This is a genomic window from Pseudomonas sp. LjRoot71 (genome assembly GCF_964253255.1).
GTDB lineage: Bacteria > Pseudomonadota > Gammaproteobacteria > Pseudomonadales > Pseudomonadaceae > Aquipseudomonas.
Map to the genome: position 1 here is coordinate 3,162,398 of NZ_CAXURA020000001.1, position 18,087 is coordinate 3,180,484.

19 protein-coding genes are annotated in these 18,087 nt (G+C 62.6%); 8 read left to right on the forward strand and 11 right to left on the reverse strand.

All coding sequences use genetic code 11. The features are described 5' to 3' along the window. Nucleotides 1-24: 24 nt before the first annotated feature. The gene (locus tag ACSQ17_RS14840; protein WP_436069432.1) at nt 25-2,088 is read right to left on the reverse strand and encodes a putative bifunctional diguanylate cyclase/phosphodiesterase; all 2,064 of its coding nucleotides are present in this window, start codon (nt 2,086-2,088) and stop codon (nt 25-27) included. Between the two features lie 333 nt (nt 2,089-2,421). Here ACSQ17_RS14840 and ACSQ17_RS14845 point away from each other — a divergent pair, with 333 nt between their 5' ends. Further along, a complete protein-coding gene (locus tag ACSQ17_RS14845) occupies nt 2,422-3,717 on the forward strand; it encodes an ammonium transporter (protein ID WP_436069433.1) in 1,296 nt (431 codons plus the stop codon). 1 nt (nt 3,718) lies between these two features. Beyond that, entirely contained in the window at nt 3,719-4,363 is a 645-nt protein-coding gene (locus tag ACSQ17_RS14850) for a hypothetical protein (protein WP_436069434.1), read from the forward strand. Between the two features lie 66 nt (nt 4,364-4,429). On the opposite strand, the gene ACSQ17_RS14855 is transcribed toward ACSQ17_RS14850, so the two are convergent. The 3 genes from ACSQ17_RS14855 to ACSQ17_RS14865 all read right to left on the reverse strand — a co-directional run bounded on the left by ACSQ17_RS14855 (nt 4,430) and on the right by ACSQ17_RS14865 (nt 6,218). Continuing rightward, nucleotides 4,430-5,011, reverse strand: coding sequence for a superoxide dismutase (locus ACSQ17_RS14855; protein ID WP_436069435.1), 582 nt, complete (start codon nt 5,009-5,011; stop codon nt 4,430-4,432). A gap of 188 nt (nt 5,012-5,199) precedes the next feature. Beyond that, complete coding sequence (locus ACSQ17_RS14860; protein ID WP_436069436.1) at nt 5,200-5,811, reverse strand: LysE/ArgO family amino acid transporter; 612 nt, start codon at nt 5,809-5,811, stop codon at nt 5,200-5,202. Nucleotides 5,812-5,816: 5 nt separating this feature from the next. Next, entirely contained in the window at nt 5,817-6,218 is a 402-nt protein-coding gene (locus ACSQ17_RS14865; protein WP_436070492.1) for an ACT domain-containing protein, read from the reverse strand. A 98-nt stretch (nt 6,219-6,316) separates the two neighbouring features. Here ACSQ17_RS14865 and ACSQ17_RS14870 point away from each other — a divergent pair, with 98 nt between their 5' ends. Continuing rightward, on the forward strand, nt 6,317-7,210 hold the full coding sequence (locus ACSQ17_RS14870) for a LysR family transcriptional regulator ArgP (RefSeq protein WP_436069437.1): 894 nt from the start codon (nt 6,317-6,319) through the stop codon (nt 7,208-7,210). 2 nt (nt 7,211-7,212) lie between these two features. On the opposite strand, the gene ACSQ17_RS14875 is transcribed toward ACSQ17_RS14870, so the two are convergent. Beyond that, on the reverse strand, nt 7,213-8,268 hold the full coding sequence (locus tag ACSQ17_RS14875) for a saccharopine dehydrogenase family protein (RefSeq protein ID WP_436069438.1): 1,056 nt from the start codon (nt 8,266-8,268) through the stop codon (nt 7,213-7,215). A gap of 158 nt (nt 8,269-8,426) precedes the next feature. On the opposite strand from ACSQ17_RS14875, the gene ACSQ17_RS14880 reads away from it, so the two are divergent. Beyond that, nucleotides 8,427-9,419: an NAD-dependent epimerase/dehydratase family protein gene (locus ACSQ17_RS14880; RefSeq protein ID WP_436069439.1), complete on the forward strand. Its 993-nt coding sequence runs from the start codon at nt 8,427-8,429 to the stop codon at nt 9,417-9,419. Nucleotides 9,420-9,436: 17 nt separating this feature from the next. On the opposite strand, the gene ACSQ17_RS14885 is transcribed toward ACSQ17_RS14880, so the two are convergent. Then, on the reverse strand, nt 9,437-9,748 hold the full coding sequence (locus tag ACSQ17_RS14885; RefSeq protein ID WP_436069440.1) for a hypothetical protein: 312 nt from the start codon (nt 9,746-9,748) through the stop codon (nt 9,437-9,439). Nucleotides 9,749-10,126: 378 nt separating this feature from the next. Between ACSQ17_RS14885 and ACSQ17_RS14890 the strand changes: the two genes are divergently transcribed. Next, nucleotides 10,127-10,972, forward strand: a complete 846-nt coding sequence (locus ACSQ17_RS14890) for an ATPase (RefSeq protein WP_436069441.1) — start codon at nt 10,127-10,129, stop codon at nt 10,970-10,972. A gap of 165 nt (nt 10,973-11,137) precedes the next feature. Here ACSQ17_RS14890 and ACSQ17_RS14895 read toward each other — a convergent pair whose 3' ends face one another. From ACSQ17_RS14895 to ACSQ17_RS14905, 3 genes are read right to left on the reverse strand one after another with little or no spacing between them, the layout of a single operon-like run. Continuing rightward, nucleotides 11,138-12,187, reverse strand: a complete 1,050-nt coding sequence (locus ACSQ17_RS14895) for an alkene reductase (RefSeq protein ID WP_436069442.1) — start codon at nt 12,185-12,187, stop codon at nt 11,138-11,140. A 17-nt stretch (nt 12,188-12,204) separates the two neighbouring features. Continuing rightward, a complete protein-coding gene (locus ACSQ17_RS14900) occupies nt 12,205-13,371 on the reverse strand; it encodes an MFS transporter (RefSeq protein ID WP_436069443.1) in 1,167 nt (388 codons plus the stop codon). A 39-nt stretch (nt 13,372-13,410) separates the two neighbouring features. Next, nucleotides 13,411-13,713, reverse strand: coding sequence for an ArsR/SmtB family transcription factor (locus ACSQ17_RS14905; protein ID WP_436069444.1), 303 nt, complete (start codon nt 13,711-13,713; stop codon nt 13,411-13,413). A gap of 127 nt (nt 13,714-13,840) precedes the next feature. On the opposite strand from ACSQ17_RS14905, the gene ACSQ17_RS14910 reads away from it, so the two are divergent. Further along, nucleotides 13,841-14,425, forward strand: coding sequence for an ACP phosphodiesterase (locus ACSQ17_RS14910; RefSeq protein ID WP_436069445.1), 585 nt, complete (start codon nt 13,841-13,843; stop codon nt 14,423-14,425). Here ACSQ17_RS14910 and ACSQ17_RS14915 read toward each other — a convergent pair. Both ACSQ17_RS14915 and olsB read right to left on the reverse strand, forming a co-directional pair. Further along, on the reverse strand, nt 14,422-15,201 hold the full coding sequence (locus tag ACSQ17_RS14915) for a lysophospholipid acyltransferase family protein (protein WP_436069446.1): 780 nt from the start codon (nt 15,199-15,201) through the stop codon (nt 14,422-14,424). The genes ACSQ17_RS14910 and ACSQ17_RS14915 overlap by 4 nt on opposite strands. 139 nt (nt 15,202-15,340) lie before the next feature. Next, nucleotides 15,341-16,090, reverse strand: coding sequence for an L-ornithine N(alpha)-acyltransferase (gene olsB, locus ACSQ17_RS14920; RefSeq protein ID WP_436069447.1), 750 nt, complete (start codon nt 16,088-16,090; stop codon nt 15,341-15,343). 148 nt (nt 16,091-16,238) lie between these two features. Here olsB and ACSQ17_RS14925 point away from each other — a divergent pair, with 148 nt between their 5' ends. Continuing rightward, complete coding sequence (locus tag ACSQ17_RS14925) at nt 16,239-17,126, forward strand: acyl-CoA dehydrogenase (protein WP_436069448.1); 888 nt, start codon at nt 16,239-16,241, stop codon at nt 17,124-17,126. A gap of 87 nt (nt 17,127-17,213) precedes the next feature. Further along, nucleotides 17,214-17,999 (forward strand): MBL fold metallo-hydrolase, encoded by a 786-nt coding sequence (locus tag ACSQ17_RS14930; protein WP_436069449.1) that lies wholly within the window; start codon nt 17,214-17,216, stop codon nt 17,997-17,999. Nucleotides 18,000-18,087: the final 88 nt, after the last annotated feature.

Sequence of the window (18,087 nt, forward strand, 5' to 3'; positions counted from 1 at the left end):
TGGCGGGCTTTTTTGTCGTTGGATTTAGAGTGTGGCCGGGTTGGCGGTGCTGTTCAGACGGCGGGCCTGTTTCAGGTAGGCGGTCAGCTCGCGCGCGGGCAGCGGCTTGCTGTACAGGTAACCCTGACCCTCGTTGCAGCCCTGGGCGATGATGTAGGCCTCCTGCTCGACCGTTTCCACCCCTTCGGCGATCACCTGCATGCCGAGGCTCTTACCCAGCTGGATGATGGCGCGCACGATGGTGGCATCGTCTTCGTCTTCCAGCAGGTCTTGCACGAAACTCTTGTCGATCTTGATCTTGTCCAGCGGCAAGCTCTTCAGGTAGCTCAGTGAGGAGTAGCCGGTACCGAAGTCATCAATGGCGATCAGCGCGCCGGAGCGGCGCAGGCTGAGCAGGTGCTGGGCGGCGGTGTTGATATCTTCCATCAGACCGGTTTCGGTGACTTCCAGCTCCAGGCTGCGCAGCGGCAGGCGGTAGACCTGCATCAGGTTGTTCACTACCCGTGGCAGCTCGGCGTGATGCAGCTGCACGGTGGAGAGGTTGACCGCCATGCGCAGCTCGGTGAAGCCCTGATCATGCCATTCGCGCAGCTGGCGACAGGTCTGGTCGAGAATCCATTCGCCAATCGGGATGATGGTGCCGTTCTGTTCGGCCAGCGGGATAAACAGATCCGGCGGTACGAAGCCATGTTGCGGGTGCTGCCAACGCAGCAGCGCTTCGACGCCAACCACGCTGTGGTCGCGGTAATCCACCTGTGGTTGGTAAACCAGGTGCAGCTGATTTAGGGCCAGGGCGTCGCGCAGGTCTTTTTCCAGCTCGCGGCGGCGGCGCATTTCGCTGTCGACGCTGGCGATATAGAACTGGTAACGGTTGCGCGAGCGGCTCTTGGCCAGGGTCATGGTCTGTTCGGCTTTCTGCAGCAGCTTCTCGGTGCTGTCGCCATCTTCCGGGAACAGGGTGATGCCGATGGTTGCGCGCAGACGTACTTGCTGCTGGTCGAGCATAAAGGGGTTGTCGAGGTCGTCGAGCACGCTCTGCGCCAGTTCGGCGGCCTCGTAAGGCTGCTCGATATCGGCCTGCACCAGGGCGAACTGGTCGCCGCCCAAGCGGGCCAGGGCACCGAGGCGACCGCTGTGGCTGCGCAGACGGTCGGACAGGGCCAGCAGTAGCTGGTCGCCGGTCTGGTAGCTGAACTGTTCGTTGATCCCTTTGAAGTCATCCAGGCCTACGCAGAGTACCGCTACGCGGCGCTGCAAGCGGCCGGCGTCTTCGAGAATTTGGTCGAGTTGCTGTTGCAGTTGCTGACGGTTCGGCAGGCCGGTGAGGAAGTCGTACTGGGCCATGCGCAGCAGGCTGTTTTCCGCTTCGCGGCGTAGATTGGTGTTGCGTTCGATGGAGGAGAGCAGCTGGTTGGCGGTGTTGATCCACAGGCCCAGTTCGTTCTTCTCGTTACCCTTGAGCATCGGCAGCTTGTGTTCGCTGGGGCGGTCCGGGTTGATGTTGGTCAAGTGCTCGATGATCTTCGACAGCGGTTTGGTCAGCAGCCAGTGATAGACCAAGTACAGCACCAGGCCCATGGCCAGGGCGCGCAGTACACCGGAGATAAAGATGATTACCGAGTTGGTGACAAAGCTCTCGCCGTAGGGGGCCGTGTCGAGGGTGATGCTGAGGTCGCCGTAGTATTCGCTGTAGGGGCCGCGGCCAACCAGCTGGGTGGTGAAATTCTGTTCTTTGCCAAGGATCGGATCGGTCAGCCAGCGGGTGGGGATATCGACCTGCTCTCGGGCTTTCTCCGCCAGCATCGGTTCGTTGGGGTGGCCGATGGCGGCCATGCGCACCGACTCATGCTGGAACAGGCCTTCGATCACCTGCATGCCCATTTCCCGATCCAGGCTGTAGACCGCCTGGGTGGATGGGTCGCGGAACATGCCAAGAATTCGGTGCGCGTCGTTGGCGACTGCCTGACGTGTTTTGTAAACGTCGAAAACAATCTGCGCAAGACTCAAGACCACGCCGACGATTAGCGCTGATAACAGCACTACGCGGAGCAACTTGAGAGACAAGCTGTTTTTAAGTTCCAGCTTCAAATGGCGGTTCCTTGTTCGAGGCCTTCGGCGTCAGACGCTAGTGAGTATTGGCAAAGTCGCGCTTGCAGTCAAAGGGCCATTACCAAACTTTGTCGAACAAATTATCTGCGCGGCGATGGCGCGGACCCTGGCAGCTGTGTTGGCTGCTTGCACTGTGTCGGTGCGAGTTGCCTATGGCTTGAGCACCGTTGGGCGGTTTTATATGGCCTGCCATCCCTGGCGGCCACCTTTCGGGCCGTTGCTACGCAAGGTTAAAAATCCCTCCCAGCTATTTTTTTCTTTGGCATGAGAGTTGCGAAGCCCCCTGTACTCACCGTTACGGGGGATGCTGCGATGAAAACTCGACTCTTAGGGATAGCTGTTTTTGCGGTTTCGCCACTGGCGCAGGCGGCCAGCGATGAGGCGCTCAACACGGCCTGGCTGGTGTTGGCCAGTGTGCTGGTGTTCTTTATGCAGGCCGGCTTTGCCTTGCTGGAAAGCGGCATGTCGCGAGCGAAGAACGCGGTCAATGTGATGATGAAAAATTACATGGACGGCTGCGTCGGCGGCATCACCTTCTGGCTGTTGGGCTTCGGCCTGATGTTCGGCAGCAATATCACCGGCTGGTTCGGCATGAGCCATTTCGCGCCGCATACGGGCGAGCCCTGGGATTTCACCTTCTTGCTGTTTCAGATGATGTTCGCGGCCACGGCGGCGACCATCGCCAGCGGCGCCATGGCCGAGCGTACGCGTTATTCGGCCTACCTGATCGGCGCGGTGGTGATCAGCGGGTTTATCTACCCGGTGTTCGGCAGCTGGGTGTGGAGCGGCATCTATGGCGGCCAGGGCTGGTTAGCGGCCTTGGGCTTTATCGATTTCGCCGGTTCGACCGTGGTGCATAGCGTCGGCGCCTGGTGTGCGCTGGCCGGCATTCTGGTGCTGGGGCCGCGTCTGGGCCGTTTTGCAGCGGACGGTACGCCGCGCAGCATTCCCGGGCACAACCTCAGCCTGGTCGCGTTGGGTGGTTTTATCCTCTGGGTCGGCTGGTTTGGCTTCAACGCCGGCAGCAGCCTGGAGATAAATGTCAGCCTCGGCCTGATTGCCCTGAATACCCATCTGGCGGCATCGGCTGGGGCGCTGGGCGCATTTCTGGCGCAGCGCAGCACCTCCAGCCCGGTGCTGTTGACCACCACGGTGAACGGCTCGCTGGGTGGCCTGGTGGGCATCACCGCCGGTTGCGCGAGCATGTCGCCGTTGTTTGCCTTGCTGACCGGGCTGGTCGCCGGCTTTGTGGTGGTATTCGGTATGCGCCTGCTGGAGCGCTGGCAGCTTGATGATGTGGTCGGCGCCGTGCCCGTGCATGGTTTTGCCGGCGTCTGGGGCACCGTGGCGGCCGGGCTGTTCTTCAGTGGTGATCTGTTCAACTGGTCGCGGGTCGGCGTGCAGCTGCTCGGCGCCGGTGTGGCGTTTGTCTGGGCCTTCCCGCTGGCGCTGATGCTTTATCTGTTGCTGGCGAAAACCCTTGGCCTGCGTACCTCTACCCAGCATGAGCAGCGCGGTCTGGATTATGCCGAGCACGCTGAGGTGGGCTATCCCGAGTTCAACCTGGCCGTCACCTTCGACAGCAACGACTTGCCGAGGAGGGTGTGAGATGAGCCTGGCAACTCGCCGACGGGCGATCTACACCGGGCTGGCCGGGCACTTTGCCGAGGACGAATTATTGGCCGTGCTGGCGCTGTGGGAAAGCAAATACGCCGACAAGCCACCGTTCGCCCTCAATGAGTTTCTCGGCGAAGTGGCCGCAACCACTGAACGCAAGCTGGAGCGCGCCAAGCTCTACCGCGAACTGGTGGGCGCGCTGACCGGGCCGTTATCGGCGTTACTGCCGGACCCGGAACCGCAGTTGCTCAGTTGGCGGCAACGCATGGGCCTGAGTGCGCCATCGAGCGTTGCGGCGAATGTACCGGCGCGGCATACCTTCGAAGCATTGAGCCGGGTGTTGTTCAATGAGTTGGATGCTGGCTTGCTGCCACGCCTGCAACGTTTTGCGGCAGGCAATCTGAGCAACCTGCGCGGCAGCAATGAGCAGCGCCTGCGTGTGCGGGCTTGGCTGGAACAGGGCGCGGAATTGGAACTGGCTGGCCTGGGCTTGGAGCAACTGCGGCAGTTGCTCAATCTGCTGTACATCGGTCTGTGTGAGTACCTGGGGCCCGTGGTGGCCGATCAGCGTCTGACTCAGGCGGTGCAGCAGGTTGAGGCGCTGCACCTGGCGTTTGCGCCGCGCAAACTGTTGTAAAACGCGGGTGCAGAGAACAAGAAACCCGGCACATGGCCGGGTTTCTTGTTATTCGGGAGCGCTGACTTAGGCGGCGTAGTTTTTCGCTACGAAGTCCCAGTTCACCAGGTTCCAGAATGCCTCAACATACTTCGGACGCAGGTTGCGGTAGTCGATGTAGTAGGCGTGTTCCCAAACGTCGCAGGTCAGCAGCGGGGTGTCGCCGCTGGTCAGCGGGCAGCCGGCACCGATGGTGCTGGCCAGAGCCAGGGAGCCGTCAGCCTTCTTCACCAGCCAGCCCCAGCCGGAGCCGAAGGTGCCGATGGAAACCTTGCTGAACTCTTCCTTGAACTTGTCGAAGGAACCGAAGGCTGCGTTGATCGCGTCAGCCAGAGCACCGGTCGGCTGGCCACCGGCGTTAGGCGCCAGGCAGTTCCAGTAGAAGGTGTGGTTCCAGACCTGAGCGGCGTTGTTGAAGATGCCGCCGGAGGAGGTCTTGACGATCTCTTCCAGGGTTTTGCCTTCGAACTCGGTGCCTGGGACCAGGGTGTTCAGGTTCACGACATAGGTGTTGTGGTGCTTGTCGTGGTGGAATTCCAAGGTTTCCTTGGAAATGTGCGGCTGCAGAGCGTCATGTGCGTAGGGCAGCGGCGGCAATTCGAAAGCCATTGTCTATCTCCTAATCAGGTCAGGTGCGGTGTGCGCGAAGCCGATCACGGGCGGCTATCTCAGCGGCGTGAGTTATCTCTTTGCGCCGCAAGCCCTGAATCATAGCACCGGCCCTGCGCCTTAAACACGCGGCAACTGTGTGGAAAACCAACTTGGCGCGCTCTGCGCCGGCCTGCGGCAGCGCTGTTTCAGCCGACTTGGCTGCCGCTGAGCAACTGCCAGGCAATACTGAACATCATCAGCGCCACGCTCAGATCTATAACTCGCCAGGTGCTCGGGCGCGCCAGCCAGGGCGCGAGCCAGGCCGCGCCCAGAGCCAGGCAGAAGAACCAGATCAATGAAGCGCTGGCCGCACCCAGCGCATAGGCACCCGGTACGGGTTGTTGGGCGCCGAGTGAGCCGATCAGCAGGACCGTGTCGAGGTACACATGCGGGTTGAGCAAAGTCACCGCCAGGGCCGCCAGCAGCACCGCTTTGCGTGAGCGCGGGCCGCTGTCGGCGTTGTAGCCCATGGCCTGCGGGCGGCTGGCCCGCAGCAGCGCCTGGGCTCCATACCAGAGCAGAAAAGCCGCGCCGCCCCAGCGGGCGATGCCCAGCAGCAGCGGACTTTGCGCCAGCACGGCGGCCAGGCCGAAGACGCCGGCAGCTACCAGCAGCGCATCGCAGATCACACAGAGCAGCGCCACCGGCAGGTGATGTTCGCGGCGCAGGCTTTGCGCCAGGACGAAGGCGTTCTGCGCACCGAGGGCGATGATCAGCCCGGCGGCGATCAATAACCCGTTGCTATAGCTTTGCCACATCTCGGTTACTCCACCTGCGCACTGAGTTGTTGCAGCACCGCAAGCGCACGCGGCCCATCGGCATGCGCGACGAACAGGTGATCGTGGTAGAAGCCTGCGATCACGTTGCAGCTGATCCCGGCTTGCGCCAGGGCGCTGGCGACAGCCGCCGTCAAACCCACGGCTTCGAGTGCCGAATGCACATGCAGGGTCAGCCAGGCGGCCGCATAGCTGTAAGACAGATGCAGTTGTTCTGCCTGCTGGCGCGCCAGGATCACAGTAAGGCCTTCGGCCTCCTGAAAGCTGCCCAGCGGTTGTGTGCCTTGTAGCTGCGCGGCATCGCTCAGGCTGCAGAACACGTAAGTGCCCTCGTTCAGCTGTGGGCTCATGCTGCGCAGCAAGGTGGTCAGTGAGGTTTCGCCGGCCATGTGGTTTGCCTGTTCCGAGTGGTGATGCTGGCCAGTCTGCTGCGGCTGGGTATATAAGAGAAACCAATAATCCTGATTGCTCATTAGGAAATCTTATTTTGCTCGATTACAAACTACTCGCCGCCCTGGCTGCTGTTGTCGAGCAAGCCGGCTTTGAGCGAGCGGCGCAGGTGCTGGGGCTGTCGCAATCGGCGGTGTCGCAGCGAATCAAGCTGCTCGAGGCGCGGGTCGGTCAGCCGGTGCTGGTGCGTGCGGTGCCGCCGGCGCCGACGGAAATCGGTCGACGTTTGCTTAACCATGTGCAGCAGGTGCGTTTGCTTGAGCGCGATATTCAGGCGCAGGTGCCGGGGCTTGATGAGGGCGGTTTGCCTGAGCGGTTGCGTATTGCGTTGAACGCCGACAGCCTCGCCACTTGGTGGGCCGGCGCCGTGGGCGCGTTCTGCAACGAGCAGCGTTTGCTGCTGGATCTGGTAGTGGAGGATCAGGAGGTCGGCCTCAAGCGTATGCGCGCTGGTGAGGTGGCGGCCTGCGTGTGTGCCAGCGAGCGTCCGGTGGCTGGTGCGCGGGCCATGCTGCTGGGGGCGATGCGTTACCGCGCGTTGGCCAGTCCGGCCTTTATCGCCCGGCACTTCCCCAATGGCGTCACGCCACAGGGCTTGGCCCATGCGCCCGCCATCGTGTTTGGCCCGGATGACCTGTTGCAGCACCGCTTCCTGTCTGGGCTGGGGGTTGAGGGGGGCTTTGCCCACCACCTGTGCCCGTCATCCGAAGGCTTTATTCGCCTGGCACAGGCGGGGTTTGGTTGGGGGCTGATTCCCGAGTTACAGGTGCAGGTCGAGTTGGCGCGTGGCCAACTGGTTGAGCTGATCGCCGAGCAGCCGATTGATGTGCCGCTGTATTGGCATCATTGGCGCAATGGTGGCGAGTTGCTCAACCAGTTGACGCGGCACCTGGCGCAGGCGGCAGGCAAGAGCCTGGTGGCACTGCCGTGAACTTAGAAAAGTTGCACCTTGCCCGAGCCCGGCAACTGTTCCACGCAACGCGCGCCGAGCAGTTTTGATGGGGTGAAGTAGCCACCAGGGCCGCTGTAGTCGAGCAAATGCCGCACGGCCAGCAAGGTACCGTGCACCGTTACGTCATAGCCGTTGGCGGTTTCCAGGCGCGCGGTTTTCACTTCACCGGCGGCATTGCGCGCCTCGCCCCACAGCCAGGTGCGCTGACGAGCGCGGCTGGCCTCATCGGGGCCGCTGACGCGTTTTTCGATCAGTCGCTTAAGCCAGTTCTGCACCGCATCCAGTCCCAGCAGCCCACGCAGTGGGTCGATCAGGCGCATCACGATTGCCGCAACCGTCGGCGTGGGCAGGTACACCTCGATATTGTCGATGCCGGTGGAGTGGTAGGCGGTGGAGACATCGCCCCAGGGGATCGTGACCGCCGGTTTTTCACCGCGGCCAAAGTTGATGGCGCGGCGCTTATAGCCCAGTGGCACATCGGTGATCACCCCTGCACGGCGTACCTTGCCGCCAAACTTCAGGCCTTCCACCGAGGTTTTTGCCGTGCCCGGCGACAGCCCACTGCCACTGTCAAACCCTAGCGCCAGGTGCGTGGCATCGGGCAGGGCCTGGTGCAGGCAGGCGGCCAGGCAATCACTGGGGATCACATCGAAGCCCACGCCGGGGCAGACCACCACGCCCAGTTCGCGGGCCTGCTGACCACGCTGATGGGCCGCTTCGAACACGCTGATCTCGCCAGTGATATCGACATAGTGGGTGGCGCTGGCCAGGCAGGCTTCCAGCATCGGTGCGCTGGTGGCGGAAAACGGACCCGCGCAGTGGGCAACCACGGCGACATCCGCCAGCGCTTCCTTGGCGCGATCCAGTTGGTGGATATCGAATATCCGGCATTCCAGGCCGAGCAAGCTGCCCAGCGCGTGCACCGCAGCCGGGTTACGCCCGGCAAGAATGGGCGTGAGGCCCTGGCGCTTGGCTTCGGCTGCGATCAGGTGGCCGGTGTAGCCGTTGGCGCCGTAAATCATCCAGTGCGTGGCCATCCAGTTTTCCTTTAATAAGCGGAGGTAGGGGCACAGCTTAGCGGGTGCTGTCGCCTTTGTTGGCCTATCGCAGGGTGTGTGCGGTCGCTGATATGGCCTGCAATGCCACAGCGTGCGCTGCTAGAGTGGCGCATCAGCCAGGCTAAACGGGGGTTGCAATGAAGATTCTGGTAACCGGAGCCAGCGGTTTTATCGGTGGGCGTTTTGCCCGTTTTGCCCTGGAGCAGGGCTTGAGTGTGCGGGTCAACGGGCGGCGCGCCGAAGGCGTCGAGCACCTGAGTTCGCGCGGTGCGGAATTTATTCAAGGCGATCTGTCTGACCCCGAGTTGGTGCAGCAGCTGTGTCGGGACGTCGATGCAGTGGTGCATTGTGCCGGCGCGGTGGGCGTGTGGGGGCGTTACGAGGACTTTCACCAGGCCAACGTCACGGTCACCGAGAACGTGGTGGAGGCCTGCCTCAAGCAGAAGGTACGACGCCTGGTGCACCTGTCGTCGCCGTCGGTGTATTTCGATGGCCGGGCGCATGTCGGCCTGCGTGAGGAGCAACTGCCCAAGCGCTTTTCCGATCACTACGGCAAAACCAAGTTTCTTGCCGAGCAGCAGGTATTTGCTGCCCAGGAGTTCGGCCTGGAAGTGCTGGCGCTGCGTCCGCGTTTTGTCACCGGTGCGGGTGATACCAGCATCTTCCCACGCTTGATCAACATGCAGCGCAAAGGGCGCTTGTCGATCATCGGTAACGGCCTGAACAAGGTTGATTTCACCAGCGTGCACAACCTCAATGAGGCCCTGATGAGCAGCCTGCTGGCCGCCGGGCCGGCGCTGGGGCAGGTCTATAACATCAGCAATGGCGCGCCGGTGCCGCTGTGGGACGTGGTCAACTATGTGCTGCGCAAACTCGACCTGCCGCCGGTCAACCGCCATCTGCCCTATGGCCTGGCCTATGGTGCGGCGGCCCTGAACGAGGGCGTGTGCAAGCTGCTACCAGGTCGCCCGGAACCGACGCTGTTCCGCCTGGGTGTGGCGGTGATGGCCAAGGATTTCTCTCTGGATATCAGCCGCGCCCGCCAGTACCTGGAGTACGAGCCCAAGACCAGCCTGTGGACGGCGCTGGATGAATTTTGCGCCTGGTGGCAGGCGCATCAGCGGAGTTGAGGCTCGGGTAACCAGGCTCAGGCGTAAACGCGCTGCCCGCGATACATACGTACCGACTCGCTGGCCGGGCGGTGCGCATGCTCTTCCACCAGCAGCGGGTGGCCGGCCTGCACACGTGGTGTGGTCGCGGGCTCGCCGAATGGGCGATCGCTATACTGGGCCAGCAACTGCCCCAGTTGGCGGGTTTCCTCATTGCTTGAAGTGAGACAGGCGCTGAGCATGCTGTTGATCGCATCAGGCTGGCTCATGCGAATGTCCACTGTCAGTTCTTCGCGCAGCCTGCGGCGCAGGCTCATCATGCAATCCAGTACTTCTCTGTTCAGCTCCATGGACCTTTCCCCCATTGGTACAAGTGGGCTGGGTGTCATCCATCCTGAATGCCACCGGCCTGGTCTCGCCGCGTTTGCCGCGTGCGGATCGCGCCTGTAACGGCCGGTTGCCCTGGCCCTACGAAAACGTCGCAAATAGACAAGTGCAAAGCGCGTACCAGCTCACATTCTGCGGAACTGCGCGGCCTGTAGCGGGTCGATGGCCTGAGCCGTGCCCTTCGTCGGTGCGTTTTGCACTGGCATGGCGCGACACTGAAGCGCTGCGCGCGAACCGTTATACTGCGCGGCAATTTGCTTGGAGCCTGTCGGGCTTTTCCGCAGCCGAGCAGTGTTAAGCCCGACAGGCTCCTCACCCCGCGCTTTCTTGAAGGTTGACCCATGCGTAACGATGCCCACGACGAACTTGATCACGTGCCCAGCCTGCGGGCTGACCACCGGGACCACGACGACTATGCCGCCGAGCAGCCGGAACCGGCGCGCAGCCCTGCCTATGGCCGCGCGGCGACCGCTGCCCCGGTGAAATCGGCCAGCACCGGCCCGCTCTGGGCCCTGGTTGGCGCCTTGATGATCGCCCTGGGTGGGCTCGGCTGGTGGAGCTTCCAGCAGATCAGCCTGATGGAGCAGCAACTGGTGGCGACCCAGGAAAGCTTTGCGCGCATCAGCGAGGAAGCCGCCGGTCGTATTCAGGATATTTCCGGCAAGGTAGTGGCCACCGAATCGTCAGTCACCAGCGGCAGTGAAGCGCTGAAACTGCAGGTCAAGCAGCTGGAAAGCAAACTGGCCGAGCTGAGCAAGCAACAGCAGGGCGCCAGTGGGCAGAACAGCGAGCAGAGCAAGCGCCTTGAGCAACTGGCTGCACAGCTAAAAGGCCAGGAAGGCGGGGATGCCAAGCTGGAAGGCATTCTCAACAAACTCAGCGCCGAACAGGCTGTATTGAAGAATGAGCAGGCCACCCTGAAAAGCGCACTGGCCGGGCAGAGCAAGTTCGACGAGAAGATTGCCGGCCTGCGCAGTGAGATCGATGCGCTTAAGAAACAGGGTAATTCCAGCCAGGCGATTGCCCGTGTGGAGCAGGACCTGCTGGTATTGAAAAGCGATCTGGAAACCCGCTCCGCCGGCAGCAGCACCGCCGAGTTCGATGCGTTCCGCGCGCAGATGAGCCGCAATATCAGCACCCTGCAGGCGCAGGTACTGAACCTGCAGCAGCAGATCGACGCACGCTGAGTGAGTCGCAACGAAAAAGCCCGCCAATTGGCGGGCTTCTTTTTTGGAGGCGTTTAAACCTCACGTAGATACTGGCGAGCCTCTGTAGGAGGCGCTTTAGCGGCGAGCGTTCGATAACGCTATCGCGGTTAAAGCCCCTCCTACGACAGAGCGGCAGCCTCAGGCTTACAGCGTTGGGTAGTCGAGGTAGCCGACCGGGCCTTTGCCGTAGAAGGTTTCCGGGTGTGGCGTATTCAGCTCGGCATCCTGTGCCAGGCGCGCAGGCAGGTCCGGGTTGGCGATAAACGGAATGCCAAAGGCCACCGCATCGGCCTTGCCCTCAGCCAGCCAGGTATTGGCCTGATCCTTGGTGAAGCGTTCGTTGGCGATAAACACGCCGCCGAAGGCTTGTTTCAGGCTTGGCGACAGGCTGTCGTCGGCTTCCTTCTCGCGGGCGCAGATAAAGGCGATGCCGCGTTTGCCCAGCTCGCGAGCGACGTAGGTGAAGGTCTCGGCGCGGTTGGCGTCGCCCATGTCATGGCTGTCGGCACGTGGTGCCAGGTGCACGCCCACACGGCCAGCGCCCCAGACTTCGACTGCCGCATCGGTGACTTCCAGCAGCAGGCGTGCGCGGTTTTCCAGGTTGCCGCCGTAGCGGTCTGTGCGCTGGTTGGTGCTGCTTTGCAGGAACTGGTCGAGCAGGTAGCCGTTCGCGCCGTGGATTTCCACGCCATCAAAGCCGGCGGCCTTGGCGTTTTCCGCGCCCTGGCGGTAGGCCTCGACGATATCGGCGATTTCTTCGGTTTCCAGGGCGCGCGGGGTGACGAAGTCCTTCATCGGGCGTATCAGGCTGACGTGGCCGGCGGGCTGGATGGCGCTCGGTGCGACCGGCAGTTGACCGTTCAGGTAGATCGGGTCGGAAATACGTCCAACGTGCCACAGTTGCAGCACGATCTTGCCGCCTGCGGCGTGCACAGCCTTGGTGATATTGCTCCAGCCGCGTACCTGATCATCCGACCAGATGCCGGGGGTGTCTGGGTAGCCGACGCCCATCGGGGTTACGGCGGTGGCTTCACTGATGATCAGGCCGGCGCTGGCGCGTTGCACGTAGTACTCGGCCATCAGCGCGTTGGGTACGCGGCCTTCATCGGCGCGGCAGCGGGTCAGCGGCGCCATGATGATGCGGTTGTTGAGGTGCAGATCGCCAATCTGGATCGGGTCGAAAAGTGTGGTCATGGAACGGTCCTCTCAGGTTATTCGTTGAGTGCAAGTTGCGGTTCAGGGCTACGGGTATTAAAGGTCAGCAGGGTGGTCAGCAGCGCCAGTACAGCCAGGGCGGCAGCAGCCAGGGGCACGCGGGTCAGGCCGAAACCTTCGGCAATCACCAGGCCTCCAACCCAGGCGCCGAGGGCGTTGCCGAGGTTGAAGGCGCCGATATTCAGGGTCGACACCAGGTTCGGCGCGCCGCTGCCAAAGGCCACCACATTGACCTGCAAGGCCGGCACGGCCGCGAAGGCGGCGGTGGCCCAGAGGAACAGGGTGATTTCGGCAGGGATCAGCGCCTGGCTGGTCCAGCTGAACAGGGTGGAAATCACCGCCATGGCGACGAACACGCCGACCAGGGTGGCTTTCAGGCTGCGGTCGGCCAGGCGACCGCCGAGCACGTTGCCAAGGGTCAGGCCGAGGCCGATCAACAGCAGAGTCCAGGTCACGCCGCTGGGCGACACACCCGTGACTTCACCAAGCAGCGGCGCGATATAGGTGAACAGGGCAAACATCGCCGCGGAGAACAGCACCGTGGTGCTTAGCGCCAGCCACAGACCGGCACCGCGCAGGGCGCGCACTTCACTGGCGAAGTCGGCCTTGGTTTCATCGGTTTTGCTCGGTAATACGCGCCACAGGCCAATCAGGGCAATCACGCCAATCAGGGTCACGGCCCAGAAGGTCGAGCGCCATCCAGCGTACTGACCCAGGGCGGTGCCCAGTGGCACGCCCAGCACGTTGGCCAGGGTCAGGCCGGTAAACATCAAAGCGACTGCTGACGCGCGGCGATTGGCCGGCACCAAGCTGGCGGCCACCACCGAGCCGATACCGAAGAAGGCACCGTGGCAGAGGGCTGTGATGACCCGGGCGAGCATCAGCATCTGGTAGTCGCTGGCCAGGGCGCAGAACAGGTTGCCGGCGATAAAGATGCTCATCAGCGTCAGCAGTGAGGCTTTGCGCGGCCAGCTGGCAGTGGCCAGGGCCATAAAGGGCGCACCGATGGCCACGCCGAGGGCGTAACCGGTGACCAGCCAGCCGGCACCGGGAATCGACACGCCAAGGTCGCCGGCCACTTCCGGCAGCAGGCCCATGATGACGAACTCCGTGGTGCCGATGGCAAACGCGGACAAAGCGAGGACGAGAAGCGCTGCAGGCATGCCGTCAGCTCCTGAAAAAGGGTGAATGAAAAAGGGGTTTTAGAGCGCTTGGCTTATGTGGTTGAGGAACGCCTGGATGGTCTCTTCATTGCGCTTGAAGAAGTTCCACTGGCCGACCTTCTTGCTGCTGATCAGGCCGGCGCGCTGCAGAGTCGCCAGGTGCGCAGAGACGGTTGATTGCGACAGCCCGGTGCGCTGGTCGATCTTGCCGGCGCACACGCCGATTTCCAGCGGGTGATCCTGGTCGGCGAAATACGCTTGCGGGTCTTTCAGCCAATGCAGGATGTCGCGCCGAACCGGATGGGCCAGGGCCTTGATCACTTCATCGATGTCGAGTGGCATGCGGGGTATCCCCTGTGTGCGGTAACGCCATATCGCGATGGAGCGAACTTTATATCGGCTGTTGACGATATACAGATCGTTCGTGACGATAGTCATCATCACGCGGGCTGATGTGTAAGCTGTGGTCATGAATTACCTCGCGCATTTACACCTTGGCGGCGACGCACCGGCACAACTGTTGGGCAGCCTGTATGGCGATTTCGTCAAAGGGCCGTTGGCCGGGCAGTGGCCGGCGGATATCGAGGCGGCTATCCGCCTGCACCGACGTATTGATGTGTTCACCGACAGCCACCCGCTGCAAGCGCAGGCGCGGGCGCGCTTTGCCGTAGAGCGGCGGCGCTACAGCGGCATCTTGCTGGATGTGTTTTTCGATCATTGTCTGGCGCGGAACGGGGCTGATTATGCTGCTGAGCCACTGCCGCGCTTTACCGGGCGGGTGTATCAGGTGCTGGCCGCCGAGCCGCGTTTACCAGAGCGCCTGGCGCACATTGCGCCGCGCATGGCCGCACAGGACTGGCTGGGCAGTTACCGCGAATTTGCCGTGCTGGAGCAGGTGGTCGCGGGGATTGACCGACGGCTGTCGCGGCCAGGTTTGCTGGCCGGCGGAGCGGCCGAGCTGGAGCGGCTGTATCAGCCGCTGCTGGAGGATTTTCGCCAGTTCTATCCCGAGTTGCAGGCCTTCGTGGCCCGCGAGCGTGGGCTCTTCGGTTAGGCCGCCTGGCTTTCTGCTTCTGAAGTTTCTACCACGCCAAACAGCGCCTGGCTGATCGCTTGCTGCGCCGCGCGAGCCAAGGCATTACGGTTCAGCTCGCTGCTGGCAATCGGCGTGAGCAGCTGGATCTGTACTTCACCCAGCTCGCTGCCGAGCAAACGCAGCAGGTGCGAGAGCATGTCGTCATCGCCGATAAACGGCGCCACGCTGCAGGGTTTGCCATCACGCAGGTAGCGGATGGCCACCGGTTGTACATAGACGCCGCTGTCGATGGCGCTGCTCAGCAGGCGGCCATGAAAGGTGCGCAGCCCCAGCCCGTCAGTGGTGGTGCCTTCCGGGAAGATCAGCAGGTTGCGCCCGCGTTGCAGGTGGTTGCCCAACTGCTGGCTGAGCAGGCCGCTATCACCCGAACCCCGGCGGATAAACAGGGTGCCGGCCTTGTGCGCCAGCCAGCCGGCCACCGGCCAGGTGCGCACTTCGGCCTTGGACAGGAAGGACAGCGGGGTGAGCATGCCGAGCAGCGGAATATCAGTCCACGACACATGGTTGCTGACCCACAGCATCGGCTGACGCGGCAGCTCGCCTTGCACCTGCAAGCGGAAAGGCAGCGCCCCGGCCAGGCGTGCGAGAAACCAGCGAGTCAGGCGTTGGCGGGTCGGCATCAAGTCATGCCGCACCAGGCGTTCAAGCAACGTGATGCCGCCAGCCAGCAGGGTGCCGAGACTGATCACCAGCAGCAGGCGCGCTAGGCGCAGGTATAAACGCAATTTCTTCATCTGCTGCTCCGCAGGCCGTGTGCTACAGCGGGTAGGGTGCGCCATACGCGCCGCAGGGTTTTTTGCGCCCGTCATCAGGGACGCTATGCGGTGCGCGCGGCGCACCCTACCGGGCTTGCTGCGATTTGGGCAAGTGCCTTCAGACGGCTGCCTTGAAGTGCCGGGCATAGCGCGGGCACAACTCATCGCGCTTGAGCAGGATAAAGACGTCGGCAACCTGGAAATCCTGGTCCCAGCACGGCTCGCCGCAGATCTTCGCGCCCAGGCGCATGTAAGCCTTGAGCAGCGGCGGCATCTCGGCGATCACGTTGCTCGGCACATCCAGCGTTGGCAGCGGAGTTTTCGGTTCGGCGCGCAGGTGTTCGGTGCACAGGTAGCGTTCGCGCAGGCGCTGCATGATCGCCTGGGCCTGGATGCCGCCGTCCTGCATGGAGATGCTGGCGCAGCCCATCAGGTAGCGGTAACCGCCTTCGTTGAGCACTTCGGCCAACTCGCCCCAGAGTACGGCGATGGTCGCGCCGTTGCGGTAGGCCGTATCGACGCAGGTGCGGCCGATTTCCAATACCGGGCCTTCGAGGTGTGGCAGGCCATGCAGGCTGAATTCTTCTTCGCTGTAGAAGCGCCCCAGGCTGGCGGCTGCGCGGTGGTCGAGCAGGCGAGTAGTGGCCACCAACTCACCGCTATTGAGGTCACGCACGCCGATGTGTTGGCAGTGAATGTCGTAATCATCCATGTCCAGGCCCAGTTCGGCACCTTTGAGCTTGGCATCGAATTCGGCACTGAATACGCGAAAACGCAGCGCCTGGGCTTCGCGCAGGGCGACGGGACCATGTAAGCGCTCGGCTTGCAGGCGACGTGCGGGAGTAGCGGTAAGTGCTATCTGAGTCATACCTGAGTCTCCGTTAGCCGGCTTTTTGCCTTGCAGCCGGTCGATCTTGTTGGGCAAGCTCAGGCTAGGTAGCGGTGGTGTCACCTCCATGAAGATTTGGTGATGCTTGTGTGACACTGATTTCAAACCCTCAAACAAGGAGCAAGGCATGCCCTGGCAACAGCTGTTGAGCCCGCAAACGCGTCTGCCGGTCACAGGCCTGGAGGCGTGGTACGCCAGCCTGCTGGAACGCATCGGTAACCCAGCTCCGCTGCAGCTGGCCTTGCTCGGTGGTCGGATGGCCGCGACGCCGGGGCTGGCGTTTCTTGCCGGCTATCAGGGTGCGCTACGTGCGCTCTGGCCGGCCGCGCCCTGGACTCTGGGCGCACTGTGCGTAACCGAGAACCGCAGCACCCGGCCGGCAGACATGAGTACGCGGATCAACGCCCTGACCCTGGACGGCCGCAAGGATTTCGTTACAGCTGCCGATGCCGCCGATTGGTTGCTGGTCGCAGCCCGTGAGGAAGCTGACGGTATGCCAGTGCAACTGGCGCTTGGGGTGGTGCGCAATGGCGCGCCGGGGGTACAGATCGAGACACTGCCGGCGCTGCCACTGATGCCGGACGTCAGTCATGGCCGCCTGCATCTGCAAGGCGCGCACTGTGAGCGTTTGCCCGGTGACGGTTGGGATGCCTACGTAAAACCCTTCCGTACCCTGGAAGACACCCACGTGCTGGCGGCGCTGACGGCCTGGTTGTTTGGCGTAGGCCAGGAGTCGGCCTGGCCGCAGGCCCTGCAATTACGCTTGCTTGGTTTGCTGGCCGGCTGCGCGGAAGTGGCGCGGCAATGCCCGGGTGCCGCAGCCAGCCACCTGCTGCTGGCTGGGCTGTTTGCCCAGTTCGACAGCCTGCGCACTGATCTGGACAGCGCTTTTGCTGCGGGTGACGCGCATTGGGCGAATCTCTGGCAGCGCGACAAAGGCCTGCTGGCGATTGCCGGAAGTGCGCGCAGCAAACGTCTGCAGAAGGCGCAGGCCGTGCTCGGCATCAACCTGTAAGCCGGTATGGCGCGTCGGCTTGATCCAGATCAGTAAGCTCGGGCCGCTGCGCCAGTAAGCTCGCGGGCTTTCCGGAGAGAGCCTGCCATGCGACGCGAGCCCATAGTGCTGTTCGATAACGGCGAGCATCAATGCATGATGTTCGATGACCTGGTCAGCGGGGAGGGCGTGCAGTCCAACCAGTTCCTGATCACCGACAACGAGCAGTACCTGCTGCTCGATCCGGGCGGCGACCTGACCTACACGCCGTTGTCGCTGGAGCTGTCCAAGCACATCCCGGTGCAGGATTTGACCTATATCTTCGCCTCGCACCAGGACCCGGATATCATCGCGTCGTTGGACAAGTGGCTGCTGCACACCCGCGCACGGGTGATCTGCTCCAAACTCTGGGCGCGCTTTTTGCCGCACCTGACGGCCAACTACCTGGCGCTCAGCCGCGGCATCAACACCTTTGACCGGATCATTGCGCTGCCAGATCGTGGCCAGTCGTTTGCACTGGGTAAATGCACGCTCAAGGCAGTGCCAGCGCACTTTCTCCATTCGGTCGGCAACTTCCAGCTGTATGACCCGGTGAGCAAGATCCTGTTTTCCGGTGACATGGGCGCCTCGCTGGTCGATGACGCGCACCCGGTGACGGACTTCGTCAACCATGTGCCGAACATGCTGGGTTTTCACCGGCGCTACATGGCGGGCAACAAGGCCTGCCGACTGTGGGCGGCGATGGTGCGCGAGATGGATGTGGCGATGATTGTGCCGCAGCACGGCCGACCCTTTGTCGGCGCGGAAATGATCAATGCCTTTCTCTACTGGATCGAAAACCTGGAGTGCGGCATGGATCTGATGGGGCCGGAGGATTATCGCCTGCCGAAGTAGTGGGTTTGCATGCACTGACTTTTCGCGCCGAATTGCCGGCTAAACCGGCGTGTTCGGCGCTTTTTGTCGTCATCAGGGCCATGCTAGG